The sequence below is a fragment of the Corynebacterium aquatimens genome (assembly GCF_030408395.1).
GTDB lineage: Bacteria > Actinomycetota > Actinomycetes > Mycobacteriales > Mycobacteriaceae > Corynebacterium > Corynebacterium aquatimens.
This window is the reverse complement of sequence record NZ_CP046980.1, coordinates 157,418-170,493: the sequence shown is the minus strand read 5'-3', so window position 1 is coordinate 170,493 and position 13,076 is coordinate 157,418. Positions and strand designations below refer to the sequence as shown.

Annotated in this window: 12 protein-coding genes and 1 tRNA gene; 3 read left to right on the top strand and 10 right to left on the bottom strand. The window is 58.9% G+C overall.

Annotated features, from left to right (window positions below):
- Positions 1–24: 24 nt before the first annotated feature.
- Positions 25–978 carry a tRNA glutamyl-Q(34) synthetase GluQRS gene (gluQRS, locus tag CAQUA_RS00740; RefSeq protein WP_196824945.1) on the bottom strand — a complete coding sequence of 318 codons (954 nt, stop codon included), beginning with the start codon at positions 976–978 and terminating at the stop codon, positions 25–27.
- A 19-nt stretch (positions 979–997) separates the two neighbouring features.
- Between gluQRS and CAQUA_RS00735 the strand changes: the two genes are divergently transcribed.
- Positions 998–1,666, top strand: coding sequence for a queuosine precursor transporter (locus CAQUA_RS00735; protein ID WP_231375496.1), 669 nt, complete (start codon positions 998–1,000; stop codon positions 1,664–1,666).
- On the opposite strand, the gene tgt is transcribed toward CAQUA_RS00735, so the two are convergent.
- From tgt to CAQUA_RS00705, 5 genes are all read right to left on the bottom strand, one after another.
- A complete protein-coding gene (gene tgt / locus CAQUA_RS00730) occupies positions 1,663–2,922 on the bottom strand; it encodes a tRNA guanosine(34) transglycosylase Tgt (protein WP_196824947.1) in 1,260 nt (419 codons plus the stop codon). The two genes, CAQUA_RS00735 and tgt, sit on opposite strands and share 4 nt — an antisense overlap.
- Complete coding sequence (locus CAQUA_RS00725; protein WP_196824948.1) at positions 2,915–5,293, bottom strand: MMPL family transporter; 2,379 nt, start codon at positions 5,291–5,293, stop codon at positions 2,915–2,917. The genes tgt and CAQUA_RS00725 overlap by 8 nt, the downstream gene beginning before the upstream one ends.
- A gap of 87 nt (positions 5,294–5,380) precedes the next feature.
- Positions 5,381–5,468: transfer RNA gene (locus tag CAQUA_RS00720), tRNA-Ser, on the bottom strand.
- Positions 5,469–5,506: 38 nt separating this feature from the next.
- Positions 5,507–6,256, bottom strand: coding sequence for a deaminase (locus tag CAQUA_RS11265; protein ID WP_196824949.1), 750 nt, complete (start codon positions 6,254–6,256; stop codon positions 5,507–5,509).
- Positions 6,213–6,689: a tRNA adenosine deaminase-associated protein gene (locus tag CAQUA_RS00705; RefSeq protein WP_196824950.1), complete on the bottom strand. Its 477-nt coding sequence runs from the start codon at positions 6,687–6,689 to the stop codon at positions 6,213–6,215. The genes CAQUA_RS11265 and CAQUA_RS00705 overlap by 44 nt, the downstream gene beginning before the upstream one ends.
- Before the next feature lie 108 nt (positions 6,690–6,797).
- Here CAQUA_RS00705 and CAQUA_RS00700 point away from each other — a divergent pair, with 108 nt between their 5' ends.
- Complete coding sequence (locus CAQUA_RS00700) at positions 6,798–7,700, top strand: prephenate dehydrogenase (protein WP_231375921.1); 903 nt, start codon at positions 6,798–6,800, stop codon at positions 7,698–7,700.
- A gap of 178 nt (positions 7,701–7,878) precedes the next feature.
- Positions 7,879–9,221, top strand: a protein-coding gene (locus CAQUA_RS00695) for an IS3 family transposase (RefSeq protein WP_414600122.1) whose coding sequence is annotated in 2 segments (ribosomal slippage) — positions 7,879–8,320 and positions 8,320–9,221 — 1,344 coding nt in all. Because the reading frame shifts where the segments join, the coding sequence is not laid out codon by codon here.
- 453 nt (positions 9,222–9,674) lie between these two features.
- Here the strand turns inward: CAQUA_RS00695 and CAQUA_RS00690 are convergent.
- From CAQUA_RS00690 to istA, 4 genes are all read right to left on the bottom strand, one after another.
- The gene (locus tag CAQUA_RS00690; RefSeq protein WP_196824951.1) at positions 9,675–9,824 is read right to left on the bottom strand and encodes a hypothetical protein; all 150 of its coding nucleotides are present in this window, start codon (positions 9,822–9,824) and stop codon (positions 9,675–9,677) included.
- Positions 9,825–9,901: 77 nt separating this feature from the next.
- Positions 9,902–10,396, bottom strand: coding sequence for a hypothetical protein (locus tag CAQUA_RS00685; RefSeq protein ID WP_196824952.1), 495 nt, complete (start codon positions 10,394–10,396; stop codon positions 9,902–9,904).
- A 208-nt stretch (positions 10,397–10,604) separates the two neighbouring features.
- Complete coding sequence (locus CAQUA_RS00680) at positions 10,605–11,363, bottom strand: ATP-binding protein (RefSeq protein ID WP_070839886.1); 759 nt, start codon at positions 11,361–11,363, stop codon at positions 10,605–10,607.
- Positions 11,364–11,377: 14 nt separating this feature from the next.
- Complete coding sequence (gene istA / locus CAQUA_RS00675; protein ID WP_196824033.1) at positions 11,378–12,985, bottom strand: IS21 family transposase; 1,608 nt, start codon at positions 12,983–12,985, stop codon at positions 11,378–11,380.
- Positions 12,986–13,076: the final 91 nt, after the last annotated feature.

Sequence of the window (13,076 nt, the reverse complement as noted above, 5' to 3'; positions counted from 1 at the left end):
ATGTTTTTCAAGTTTTAGAATAATTTAACTTAGGTTATCCACAGGATTCCACAGCCACGGTTCTGTGGATAAACGGTGTGGATCAAAGCATTCCAGCAGCTCATTGAGCGTTTTCACTTCGGGGTAGCCGATAGATTTACACAATGTTTCCACAACCTGTTGGGTACCCCCGTTCGCGGACATCTCCCTGAAAGTGACTGCCCCATCGCGTTTCGCTAAACGACGGCCATCGCCCGCGACAACAAGCGGAACATGCACGTAAAAACGTTGTTCCACGCCCAGTTCGTGCGCGATGTAGGCCTGCGTGGGCGCCGAGGGAAGAAGGTCATCGCCGCGAACGATCTGGTCGATATTTTGGTAACCATCGTCAACGACCACGGCCAAGTTGTACGCCCAATCGTCGGCTTGGTCACCAATCCCGCCGCGGTGGAGGACTACGTCATCGACTGGGCCGGTGTATTCCCCGTGGTAAAAGTCGTGGATTGTCCATTTCTCAGAATTCGCTCTGAGACGGATGGCTGGGGAGCGGTTGTTTTTGGTAAATTCCGACCGTCGATAAGCGATCTGCTCCTGCGTGAGGTTCCTACATGTGCCGGGGTACATGCCGGGCTGAAGATCCGGGCGGGCGTGAGGCGCTGAGGTGGCCTCGCGAATGTCCTTGCGTGAGCAGAAGCACTCATAGGTGTTGAGCTGGGCTAAGGCCTCCGCGTAGGCGGCGTGGCGCGTCGATTGGTAGACAACCGGCGGGTCGAAGGCGAGGCCCACGGCTTCGAGATCCTCGATCTGGCGGATCGCGGACTCTTGCGACGAGCGAGCGGTATCGATGTCCTCGACGCGAAGGTAGAAATCGCGGCCTGATTGACGGGCAAAGAGCCAGGCCAGGACGGCTGTGCGTAGATTTCCAAAATGCAGATCGCCGCTGGGTGAGGGGGCGTAGCGGCCCGCGCCCGCGTGATCGTTGGGGCGAGTGTCGTGCATATGTGCCATGATATTGCGCATGACTCAACCCGTGACTCACCCAGTGGCCCGCTCACCGTTTCCGTACCTCGTCGCCGTCTTTTGCGCGGTGTTCTTGATCTCAAATATCACTGCCCAAAAGGGCGTGGAGATCGGACCCCTCGTGACCGACGGTGCGTTCTTCCTCTTCCCGCTGTCGTACGTGATCGGCGATGTGTTGGCGGAAGTCTACGGGTTCAAGGCCGCCCGCCGTGCGGTGTTCACCGGATTCGGAATTGCGTTGCTTGCCATCGCGTCCTTCTACATCGCGATCTGGCTGCCGGCGGCGAGCTTCTACGACATGCAGGACACGTTCTCCGCTGTTCTTGGCCTGCTTCCGCAGATCGTTGCTGCATCGCTCGCCGGCTACGTCGTGGGCCAGCTGCTCAACGCGTGGGTGCTGCAGGAGATGAAGAATCGCATGGGCCACGGCAACCTGTGGGCACGTTTGATCGGTTCGACCGTCGTCGGTGAATTCGCGGACACCTTGTTGTTCTGCTCCATCGCAGCCACGGTGATCGGAATCGACTCGTGGCAAGCATTTGTGAACTACGTGGCAGTTGGATTCCTGTGGAAGACCTTGCTCGAGGTCGTGCTGTTGCCGATCACGTACCCGACCATCGCAGCCGTGCGCCGGGCTGAGGAGCGCGTGAGCGCGGAAACCGCTTAGCTGCGAGGCCCGTAGTACCGGCCGAGGAATTCGGCACGGTACTCCTCGAACCGGCCTTCGTCGATGGAGGCGCGGATGTTGTCCACAAGGCGAAGCATGAACTCCAAATTGTGGAGCGTGCACAAGGTCCCGCCGAGGAATTCCTTCGCCTTTAAAAGGTGGTGGATGTAAGCACGGGAGTAATTAGAGGACACGTAGGCGCCGGTCGCAGCGGCGAACTCGTCGTCGATTCCGCCAAAATCCCGTTTGAACCTGGCGGCGGCGAGGTTCATCCGTCCGTCGAGGGTGTAAACGCCGCCGCGGCGGCCAAGGCGGGTCGGGGCGACGCAATCAAACGTGTCGGCGCCGTTGGCGATGCACTCAAACAGGTCATCGGGTTCAGAAATTCCCAGCATGTGACGCGGTTTGTCATCGGGGAGTTCGTCGGTGACCCAGCTGGTGATCGTGCCCAGGATGTTCTTTTCTAATGCGCCACCGATGCCGTAGCCGCCGAAACCGCGCCGCCCCTCAGCCTGGGCGCGGTCACTAATTTCTACGAGCCCGCGGGTGGCTTGGCGGCGCAAATCCTCGTACTGCGCCCCCTGCACCACACCCCACAGCGACTGCTTGGGCCGGTCGGGATGGGTGATCGCGCGAGCGTTGGTCAGCCGGTCGTGCTCATCAAGGCAGCGCTGCGCCCAGCGGTGGGTGCGCGCCACAGATTCCTCCTGGTACGCACGCGTATCGACGAGCGTTGTGAGCTCATCAAAGGCAAACATGATGTCCGCACCGAGTTGGTGCTGAATCTGCATGGACACCTCGGGCGTGAAGCGGTGGGAGGAGCCGTCGATGACGGATTTGAAGTCCACCCCGTCGTCGTCGACACGCGCCATGCGGTCTTTCTTCGCGGCGCGAATGTCGCCTTCCGTGAGCTCCGCAACGTCCATGGCGAGGATTTTTTTAAATCCCACGCCCAGGCTCAAGACCTGGAAGCCGCCGGAATCGGTGTAGGTGGGGCCGCGCCAGTTCTCAAAAGCCGCAACACCCCCGGCTTCATCGACGATGTCCGGGCCAGGCTGGAGGTACAGGTGATACGCATTCGACAGGACCGCCTGGGCACCGGCGGCTGCGACCTGCTCCGGGGTGAGCATCTTCACCGTCGCCTTGGTTGCAACGGGAATGAACGCAGGCGTGGCAATGTCCCCGTGGGGAGTTGTGATCACGCCGCTTCGCGCGCGGCCGTGGGTGGAGCCCACTGTGAACGAGAGATCAGGCATGGGCGAATTCCTTTTCCAGCGCCTCGCCCTCGATGTCAAGGTTGGGCAGGGCTTTGTCCAGCCACTTGGGCATCCACCACGTTGCGTTGCCCAGGATGAACATCGTGGCGGGAACAAGGGCCATGCGGACAAAGAAGGCGTCGAAAAGCACGGCGGCGCCGAGGGAGAAGCCGAAGATCTTGATGAATGGCAGCGGCTGGTCAATGAAGGCAACGAAGACGGCGATCATGATGATCGCGGCGGCCGTGACCACGCGGGCGCCGCGGGTGAAACCTTCGATGGTGGATCGTTCAACCGCGTGGAGGCGCGCGTCGGAATCGCTGCCGTCACTGTCGTCACTGTCGGCACTGCGTAGGCGGGTGTACTCCTCACGCATGCGAGTGACCAGGAAGACCTGGTAGTCCATGGCAAGACCGAAGGTAACGCCGATCAGCAGGATCGGAAGGAATGACAGGATCGGGCCGGGGGTGTTGACCAGGCCGCCGAAGCCGTTCTGGAACACAGCGACGGTGACGCCGAAAGATGCCGCCATGGACAACAGGAAGCCAAGGCCTGCTACCAGCGGCACGAGCAGCGAGCGGAACACCAGAATAAGCAGCACGATGGCGAGACCCACGACGATCGCGAGGTAGAGCGGCATCGCGCCACTTAACGCTTCGGTGATGTCCATCTGGACTGCCGTGAACCCGGTCAATCCAACCTTTGCGCCGGTGACGTCCTCAATCTCACGATCGATTTCGCGCAGCGCGTGGGCGGTATCCACGGTGTATTCGTCGTCCGGGCCCGTCTTCGGCGTGGCCAGGATCTGGGCGGCCGTCATGTCTTCGTTGACGCCGACGAGCTGCGCGTGGGTGATCCCCGCGCTCGTCCCAGCGCGCTCCATCGCGTACATGAACGTGGCCAAAGCAGCCTTTTTCTGCGGGCCAGGGGCTTGCTCGTCGGGGATGAGGTTGATGTAGGGCTTGAGGCCTTCTGAATCGGGCTTCGCATCGTGCGCATCAACGACGAGGAGGAACGGCGCGTTCACGCCGGGTCCGAATCCCTCGGCCATCAGGTCGGCGGATTTACGCTGCGTGGTGTCGGTGTCGCTGTTGGAGTCCGAAGGAAGGGACAGCTCCATGTTCAGCGCGGGCAACGCGAGCCCACCCAGCGCCAACACGACCACAGCCATCACCAGCGCGGGAGCCTTCGCGACAAAATTCACCCAGGCGCGGCCCATGGTTCGGCCGTTTTCATCATGCTTAGCGACGAAAGGCAGGCGCACCCCAAACATCTTGTCGCCGAACAGGCCCATGAGGGCAGGTAGGAGTGTGATCGCCACGGCCACAGCAATGGCGACCGTGAGCGCAGCGGACAAGCCCATCCACGACAAGAATTCGATGCGCGCGAGGACAAGCGCGACGAGCGCCGTGAAGACGGTGCTTCCGGCGAAGACCACGGACGAACCCGCGGTGCCCGTCGCTAAGCCAGCAGCTTCAGGCCCGGGGAGGTGCCTGCGCTCCTGGCGGTAGCGCGACAGAATGAACAGCGCGTAGTCGATTCCCACGGCCAGGCCGATCATGATGGCCATAACCGGCGTGACCTCATTGAGGTCCACCCAGTTGGTCACAATCAACGTGAGGAAAGCGCCTAGGCCCACCCCCACCACTGCGGTAATGACCGGCATGCCGGCAGCAATGAGGGAGCCGAAGGTCACCATCATGACCAAAAAGGCAATCGCGATACCGACGATCTCAGAGGTGGACTTGATCTGGATTGGCTCACCGAATCCCGGCCCGCCGGCCTCAACCTGAAGCCCGCGTTCCCGGCCGATTTCCAGTGCCCGGTCCACCACCGCGCGCTCTTCATCGGTGACCTGCATGGAGGTTTCAGCGCCGAATTCAAAGGTGGTGTAGCCGATCCTGCCGTCGTCGGACACGAGGCGAACGTTGTGCGCATCAGCTTCGGCGCGTTCTTTCGGCAACCCCATCTCCGTCATCATGGAGACGATCTGTTCGGTTTGGGCTTTGTTGATCTCTACCGGATTACCAAAGCGCTGGTCGCCCTTGATGCCGCTGAGGTTGTCTTTGATGTAGCCCACCGTGGCGTCGATGGCGTCGGTGTGGTTGGCCAAACTATCTCCCTGCGGCGCCGCGAACACGAGGTTCACGGTGGGGGCCTGGACGGGATCGGATTGATCGGGGAATTGCTCGGTCAGCGTCACCAGCGCGTCGATAGATGGCGTGCCAGAAATAGCAAAGTCACTCGTCAGCGGCTTGGAGAGCGTGACCGCGCCGAGTGCCCCACCGACGAAGAGCAGCACCCAGGCAACGATCACCTTCCACTTATTCAGGAAGGACCATTTGCCCAGCCGGTAGAGCATTGTCGCCACGTGACGAGTCCCTTCAGCGCATCGAACGGAAATGAATCGGAAATGAATATGGAAAAAGTCCGTCAGCCGTGTGGCTGCGGACTTCTGTGGCGGTAGCGGCGGGATTTGAACCCGCGGAGGTTTTACCCTCACTCGCTTTCGAGGCGAGTACCTTCGGCCGCTCGGACACGCTACCGCGAAATACGTTAGCGGTAGCGCGCCTATGAAACCAAATTAGTTGTTCTCGCGTGCGTCCTGGATCTTGCCAGCGACCTCGTTGGCCTTGTCCTTGATAGCGTCTCCAGCCTGGTCCAGCTTGTCCTTGATGTCGCCGGACAGCTGGTCAGCCTTGCCCTCGTTCTTCAGCTCGTTGTTGTCGGTAGCGTCGCCCAGAGCTTCCTTAGCGTCGCCCTTGAGAGATTCTGCCTTGTCAGCCAAACCCATGATTGTCTCCTTTTCGTTGAAGTAATTGTTTCGACCCATGGTACGGCGGGGCCTAAAGAAGTTGTGTAACAATTCGGCACACTCTCGCTCACGAATTCCACCGCGCACCTCAACCGTGTGCAGATGATGCGGGTCACGCAGCGCATCAAGAACCGAACCCACGGCGCCAGTTTTCGGCTCGTATGCACCGAAAACCAGGCTTTCGATCCGCGCGCCTAGGATCGCGCCCGCGCACATCGTGCACGGCTCCAGCGTCACCACCAGCTCGCAGCCGTCGAGCCGCCACGTGCCCAACGCACTCGCGGCTGCGCGTATCGCTTCAACCTCCGCGTGGGCTGTGGGATCGCAGCTTGCTTGACGACGATTGGTCCCCACCCCAAGCTCCTCCCCACCCGGCCCGTACACAACGGCGCCCACAGGAATGTCACCGTCCGGGGTGGTGCGCGCGATGTCCAGAGCGCGCTGCATTCGGTTATCCAGGCGCTTATCCAAACGGTTATCCAACTGCATCGAGCAATTCGTCAAGAAAACCGAGCTCATCAGCGATCCGCTCGATGATCTCTGATGGGTCCGCCTCCCCATCGTCGATAAGCACGGCTAACGTGCCCTCACTCAGGCCGAGGTCTGCGAGGATGTCGAAGTCCCCGTCGGCGTACGCGTCAACGTCGTCCAGGTCGGCCGGGTCGATGTCGGGGATCTCGATGCCTGCTTCTTCGCAAATATCCGCCGCGAAGTCATCGTCGACCGCCATCGTCGCGTCCGAAATTAGCGCGCGGGTGCCGCGGGGACCGGGGCGAACGATGGCGAGGTACTCCTCCTCGACGTTGACGATGGCGAACGCCGCGGACTCACTACGCAAGTTGCGCACGGCTGAAATCGCGTGGCTGACGCGCGTGAAGTTGTCGGCGAACTCGCGCACTTCCCACCGTCCCTCGCGCTGGGTGACGGTGATTGCGTAGCCTTCCTGGTTCATGCCTAGTCAGCCTAATAGCAATGTGGGACACTTGGTTTTGTGATCGATCCTTCGAAGAATTCTCTCAGCGTGTGTGTGCTCGGCCTTGGCCTGATCGGCGGGTCGATTATGCGCGACCTTGCCGCGGCCGATGTGGAGGTTTTCGGCTATAACCGTTCCGCAGCGGGCGCGCGCGGGGCGGAAAAAGACGGCTTTGATGTCACCACGGATTTGACTGCGGTGCTGCAGCGCGCCGAAAAAGCCGGGGCACTGATTGTGATCGCGGTGCCGATGCACGCGGTGGGTGTCGCGTTGGACGCGATCAATGAACACGCACCGAATTGCGGAATCACTGACGTCGTGAGTGTGAAAGCTGCCGTCTACGACCTCGTGCGCGAGCGCGGCATGGGCCAGCGTTACGTGGGTGGGCACCCGATGGCGGGTACGGAGTACTCCGGCTGGATGGCCTCGAAGACCGGGCTCTTTGACGGCGCGGCGTGGGCCGTGGCCTACGACTACGCGCTGGAAAACCCCACTTCGCAAAAGTGGATGGACGTCTTTGGGCAGGTGTGCGCTGTCGCCCAGATCTGCGGGTCGGAGATTGTGCCGGTGACGGTCGGGCACCACGACGAATCCGTCGCCCGCGTTTCCCACCTCCCCCACGTGCTCGCTGAAGCATTGGCGGTCATCGGCGATCGGGGCGGCACGCTGGCGCAATCGCTCGCTGCTGGCTCTTTTGCTGGCGCCACCCGGGTGGCTGGGACCAAGCCGGAACTCGTCCGCGCGATGTGCGAAACCAACGGCCCCGCTCTGGTGAAAACGCTGGATGAGATCATCCCGATCCTCCAGAAGGCGCGGGAGGACCTAGAAACGCCGACCATCAAGGACCTCGCGGAGGCCGGCAACAACGCCTACGTCCGGTTCGGCGCGCGGGCATCGCGGCCCGTGATGCGGATTAACCCCGGCGGGCCGGGCTGGGTGGACCAGCTCAAGCAGGCCGAATCCATTGGCGGCCGCATCGAGGTGATGTAACTCAGGATGATCCTGACGGCCCTGACGATCCTGACAACGCAGACACCCATAAGGAAACCTGCACGTTTTTGACCTGCAGGTTTAGGGGCCGGATAGTAATGAACCCCGCCCGGGGATTGAACTGCTCCCCATTAGTTGGACTGAGAAATCAGTTACCGACTAGTGGGGAGCAGTTCCTTTGAGAGCACGTAGTTCGCTCAGTGAAGTTCAGCGTGAACAGTTAGTGGAGCTTTTCGAGCAGGGGATGGGTTGCCAGGCCGCTGCCATTGCTCTTGGTGTCTCCAGATACGCCGCCCGTATGCTCTATCGTCGGTTTACGCTGCATGGCAAGCTATGTCTTGTGGAGAAACCGACTAAGCAGCAGTATTCGTTCGAAATCAAGAAGGAAGTTGTCCAACGCCACCTTGCCGGTGAGACGGCGATGGATCTTGCGCGTGAGTTTGGCCTGTCATCAGACCAGCTAGTTAAAGGGTGGTCGTGGAAATGGCGTAAAGGTGGCGATGAGGCGCTAAAACCGAAGCCGAAGGGTAGGCCCAGAGGCTCGGTCGCACCGAAGCCGCTGTCGGAGGAAGAGAAGCTGCGCCGCCAGATCGCACGGTTGGAAGCGGAAAACGCATATCTAAAAAAATTGCGGGACTTGAGGAACCAGGGACGCGCCTGAAAGTCCAGGCGATTGTCATCCTCAAGTCACAACATCGTCTGCAATACCTTTTGGATGCGGCGGGCATGGCGAGATCGACGTTCTTCTACCACCAGAAACGCCTGCGCGAGCCGGATAAGCACGCTGCGCTCAAAGACGCGATCCGGGAAAGTTTCGAGCGTAATAAGCATCGCTATGGCTACCGACGAGTGCTACTTGACCTGCGCAACCAGGGCTGGGTGGTCAACCACAAGCTCGTCTACAAGCTCATGTGCGAGATGGGGCTTCGAGCCAAGGTCCGCCAGCGCAGGCCATATGTTTCCTACAACGGGACGATCAGCCACATTGCCGCCAACACACTTGACCGCAAGTTCACCCCAGATAAGCCAAATGCCGTCTTTGTCAGCGACGTCACCGAGTTCAGGGTCGCAGGCCGCAAGGTATATCTGTCACCGGTGATGGACCTGTTCGACCGTTCAATCGTTGCCCACACCGTGGCTACATCGCCGTCGACAGCGTTTACCGCCGCTTCTTTATCCAAGGCAATCGCGGCGTGTGCACCTGAACCCGGGTGGATGATGCACACCGATCAAGGCTTCCAGTACCAGCATTCCTCGTGGCGTGACCTGATCGGCGATAACGGTGGTGTTCAGTCGATGTCGCGTAAAGCCAACTGCTACGACAACGCGGTGATGGAGAACTTCTTCGGCCACCTGAAAGCCGAGATGTACCACGGGGAAGTCTTCGACACCGTCGCAGAGTTCAACCAGGCGATCGACGAGTACATCCAGTGGTACAACACCGAACGCATCCAACAACGACTCAAGGGCCTGACCCCGATGCAATATCGGAATCAGACCCTTGAAGCCCTAACCGCCTAGAATTAAACCAGTCCAACTTTCGGGGGCTAGTTCAGATGTCAGGATCCTCAGGGCGGGGCCGAAACGATCGCATACGATCCGTCGCATCCTGACCAAAGTGGGGCTCATCCCCCGAAGAAGAAGCCGAAAAGCGCCTACATCCGCTTCGAAGCCGCACTGCCCAACGAATGCTGCAGGCCGACATGCTCCGCTGTTAGGTGCTGAGTTGATGGGTATCGGGCTCCCGGATTATCCTGGTGTTTTCTCTACCGCATGGGCAAGCGGATCAAATCCAGATCTAATGAGCTTGGTGTGACACCAAACCACTCCCTGCTCTAGGAGTGAATATGCCGGGTACGGACAGCGGCATCGACGATGAAATAGGGATCTAAGACGCGGATATTGCTTTACGTAGGCTGAGCTAGTCATCAAGGCTAAGAAGAGCAAAGCAGGTAATCTTACAGTGAGATTAGATTAGTCTGCCTTTTCGCGCGAGTAGACGGCCAGCAGGAAAAGACCAAGGGTTCCCAGTGCAGAGAAGTCTGCAAACCGCGACCAGTCTAGATCCTCATCCCATCCTATGACGTCCCGGAGTACAACGTACGCTCCGATGATCAGGATCATGATAATCCACCTGACCAGGAATTTTCCTACAGCTTCCACGCATACGCCCTTCTAGTTCTGCTTGTGATGCTAAGGATTTACCAGCTACCTCGGCACTGCCAACCCCAATACGCGAACATGCCAGCCAGAGCAGCGGCATTTCTCTTGATGCCTTGCTTAGCTAGGTACTTCACTGCTTCCTTTGCGGCCTTGGCGTAGTTTTCTTGGCCAATCGCGGCGGCAACTACGTTAATGTCGAAGACGCTCTTGATGTCATCAGAGGCTTTTCCCTTAACACAGGTGAGGAATGTTCCAGCCCCGCGCGAGGACACGGACTGACCGGAGGCAGAATTCTCCTTGATTGCTTGATTAGCTGCGTCTTCACCGAGGAAATCTACGAGTGCGTCATGTGCTTCCTTTTCGGTTTGAGCATTGTCAATTTTGGCAAAGTATTGGGCGAGTGCTTGTTCGTCGACGGTTCCTGCAGATTCGACAGGAGCAGGAGTCTCTGCCGCAGCTACCGGGGCAACTGCAAGGGGCAGTGTGAATATGAGGGCCATCGTGGCGAGGCGAGTACGAGTGTTTCCCAGCATTTTGGGGGTCCTTATGGGTTTAGAGCGTTGAAGTAACCTAGCGCGTATTACTTCAAGCTTTGTGTCGATTATTGTTTGTAACCAAAACTAATCGAAGAAATTGTCAGATGCGGGTTTTTGGTACCGGTGTTCCGGAGACCCGGTACTGCCGGGTTCCGGGTAGTTGGTACCGGGGGCCGGGCCGACGGAGTCGGCCCGGCTGTTTGCTTTATTCGTCCGGTTCTATTGGGGTGGTGGCCTTGCGCATGTCGAAGTCTCCGATGCGGATTCGGTGGCCGTTGTTGAGGCGGCTAACGAGTGAATCGGCTCCGACTCTGTCGGGGAGGGCTTCGACCCAGTAGGCGGCGGCCGATTGGGAGGAGATCAGTGTTGGGAGCCGACCGTCGCGGTCGAATATGATCTTGCTCAGGTCTTCTTGCCCGCGCTGGTTGATGCTCATGGTCATAAAATCGTCGATGATAAGGACATCGACATTGATCAGTTTCCGCATCTTATCGAGGTAGTTCTGGTCAGTCGGTGAGAAGACCGCCAACATGTCTACGAGTTGGTCTAGCCGGTAGTAGGCCACGGAGTATCCGGCTTGACATGCGGCGACGCCGATGGCGCAGACTATGTATGTTTTCCCTGTTCCGGTCGGCGCGAGGATGTGAATGTTGGTCGGATTTTCCCGCCAGTTGGTCGCCGCGATTCGTTTCAGTTGGCGCATGTTGATGCCGCGTTGTTCTGCTCGGGTGACTTCAGCAAGGCTCGCGTCCGGGTATCGGAATTGTGCCTGGGTGATGGCTTTGGCGATGTTGCGTTGTTGCCGCTGTGTGTAGGCCTCTTCGACTGCTGCGAGGAAGATGTCCTCTGGTAGCGCATCCGCGTAGGCCTCGTCGTTGACAATCTCGTAGAAGACATCAGCGAAGGTCGATACGCGAAGCTTTCGCATTTTTGCCCGTACTGTTTCGTCATTGATGTTGCTCATGGTTCACGCTCCTTCTAGTTTTCGTAGTGGTCAGCAGGCCGGATGAAGACGGCGTCAGCTGCGTCGCTGGTAAGCGGGGCGCCTGGGCGTTGTTGGTTCTTCGTCGCGGGCTGTGTCCTTCGCCCTGGTGCAGCAGGGTGCTGCTGAGCGTGCGCAATGTCAGTCTGGATGCGCTTGATCACAGCCATAGTTGGAGCCAGCTTCTTTTCTAAGACCTGCTGGCACGCCGGCTCGAGGGTGGTTTTGCTGTGCTTTTTGCCCAGGTTGGCCAGCACGTTGCGAGCTTGGAGAAGTCCGCGGGGGACGGCGGCACTATTACGATCGAGGATCATCGCTATGACTGTGTGCGTTGCAGAACCGAACGACGAGGCCCAAGCCAAGAGTTCGTCGCGGGTGAGCGCCTTGTGGCCTTCGTCATCGCTGCTTGGCCCATGGTTGGGATCAGTGGAGTACCGGTATTTGAATCCGTGAAGGCGTGTGTGTTCAGCAACTAGTTGATCGCCGTTGAAGATGCTCACCAGTTGCGGGGTGAGCCTGACCGTCACTGCCTCTCCTACCAGCTGAAATGGCACAGAGTAGTACTGGTAGTCACAGGTGATGTGCCAATTACGGTCGACTTTGAGCCGCTTGTATGACACTTCCGTAAACGGTGTCGGCGGCAGATCGCGCATCACTGATGCTTCTTCTTGCTCAAAGCGCATGCGCCGTGTTGTGCCATCAGCCCGTGTCATTGCGCTGTTGATATCGGCAAGCCGGTCAGCGATTGCCTCATTGAGTTCATCGAGATTGTAGAAGACCTCGTCGCTGAAATACCCGAGTATTTTGGCGTAGGCGATTTTCACAGCACGTTCTACTGCCGCTTTGTCGCGTGGCCTGCCAGGTCTTGTCGGCACAATCGTGACCCCGTAATAGTCGGCAAACGCTGCGTAGCGGTCAGTGACCATCCGGTAGCCTGAATGCTTCCTCGGCCGGTAGGTCGCCGTAGAGGCATTATCCGGCACGATGACCGCCGGTAATTTGCCAAGATAGTTCAACGCTTTGACGTGGCACTCAATCCAAGCCGGCATCTTCTCATTCGCAGCAGCAGTGACGTACATCAGTCCTGAGTACGGGCATACCGCGATAAACAGTGACGCCTTGAATGCGGTATCACCACTGGCCTGATCCACCACCGGCACTTTGTCGCCAGCCCAGTCGACGTAAAGCTCTTGCCCCGGCTCATGGGTGACGACTTCGACAAGATCATGAGCACGGAGAAATTCATTGAGCCCACTGCAAAACTGGGAGTACTGGTACTTTGTCTTGTCCGTCGGACACGGCTGCGACAAGTAGTCCATCCACAGCTTATGCCTGGTCACGTGCTTTTTGCTTTGGAGCTTGCGTGCAAGGGCTTGAAAATCAGGCTGGTCGTAGGACATCGTCCGCTTACTCCGGCCGTCGCTGAATCGTTCATCGAACCATCCCGGTGGGAGTTGGCGGAAACGCTCTGGCGTTAGTGCCTCATCAGCGATGACTTTCTTTGCGCGGGATACTTCTCGCCGTGAACATCCCAATGCGTGTGTGATCTGCGCATAGCTTGCACCGTCAAGGCACATCGCGATGATCTGTTTGAAGTTGGCCACAAGGACCGGCTCCTTCCAAGTAGATGTTGACGCGACACCACCGGATTGTGGTGTCGCCAACATCAACTATGAAAGAAAACCCCTTGCAGTA